At 68.7% G+C, this 1273-nt stretch carries 2 protein-coding genes; both read left to right on the top strand.

The window, feature by feature from the left end:
- Nucleotides 1-905, top strand: a 905-nt coding sequence (locus AC097L_RS24820) for a sensor histidine kinase (RefSeq protein ID WP_479589382.1), incomplete at its 5' end; no start/stop codon positions are given.
- Between the two features lie 108 nt (nt 906-1013).
- Entirely contained in the window at nt 1014-1205 is a 192-nt protein-coding gene (locus tag AC097L_RS24815; RefSeq protein ID WP_479589381.1) for a hypothetical protein, read from the top strand.
- The last annotated feature ends 68 nt before the right edge of the window (nt 1206-1273 follow it).

Below are 1273 nucleotides of genomic sequence, written 5' to 3'. Positions count from 1 at the left end.
TGGGCGCGCTGATCGGCACCGTGGTGTTCATCGGCGTGGGCCGCGGCCTGCAGCCCCTCAAGCGCCTGGAAGCCCTGCTGGGCGACCGGGCCCACCGCAGCGTCACCACCCTGCTGCCGATCGAGATGACCCAGGCCCCGCTGGAGGTGCATTCGCTGGCCGAGGCGGTGAACCAGATGCTGGCCGCGGTGCGACGCAGCCTGGGCCAGGAAAAGCGCTTCATCAACGATGCCGCCCACCAGCTGCGCACCCCGCTGGCGGGCCTGATCAGCCAGACCGAGCTGGCCCTGGCCGAGCGCGACCCGCAGGCCCTGCAAGAGCGGCTGACCAAGGTGCACGCCGGGGCCAAGCGCTCCGCCCACCTGGTACACCAGTTGCTGGCGCTGGCGCGTACCGAGGCCGACATCACGCCCCAGCCGCTGGACATGGCCGCGCTGGCCCGCGAAGTGGCCCGCGAATGGACCCCGCGCGCCATCAGCGCCGGTATCGACCTGGGCTACGAGGGCGAAGACAGCCTGGTCACCCAGGGCGAAAAGCTGCTGCTGCGCGAAGCCCTCAGCAACCTGATCGACAACGCCCTGCATTACGCGGGCCGCGGGGCCACCGTGACCCTGCGGGTGCAGCGCCTGCAAGGCCATGCGGTGGTGGAGGTGGAAGACAACGGCCCGGGCCTGCAAGAGGCCGACCTGCCCCGGGTGTTCGAGCGCTTCTGGCGCGCCAGCGAGCTGCCCGGCGGCTGCGGCCTGGGCCTGGCCATCGTGCAGGAGATCGCCCTGCGCCACAGCGGCACCGCCGACGCCGAGAACATCCTGCCGCAGGGCCTGTGCGTGCGCCTGCGGCTGCCACTGCCCGCGTTTCCGCTGACCTCGGGCGACTTCCGGCATCCGCCGCCGCTTCCCCGTTGAATTGGAACGTATACACGTTTTTCAGCACGCCTGTGGGATACTGGCCCACAGGCCCCTCGGCCTCCCCTCCCCTTTGTCGACGAAAGCCAGGTTCTTTCAAATCCGCACATGCGTGTTTTTCGCCCAGCCCTGAGGCTTGCCAGCTCGGTGCCGTTTGCGCTGACCCGGGCCACCACCGTTGCCTTGCAGGCCGTCACGCAGCAAGACAACAACACCCGCCTGATTGACAAGTCCAGCGTGCGCATTCTGGACGCGCTGTCCGTGGCCGCCCACAACCGCCTGGTGCATTTTCTGCAATAACCGTTTCGCATCCAGCACGGCATTGTCGATGCCATTGCGCTCCATGGCCTGTCCCAGCCCGGTGACCT

Source organism: Rhodoferax sp. RT5P35 (assembly GCF_056521385.1).
This window is presented reverse-complemented; position numbering and strand designations above follow the sequence as displayed.

What these genes read in the sequence shown, in the direction of transcription:
- AC097L_RS24815 (WP_479589381.1), top strand. Translation starts at nt 1,014, where the DNA reads ATGCGTGTTTTTCGCCCAGCCCTGAGGCTTGCCAGCTCGGTGCCGTTT.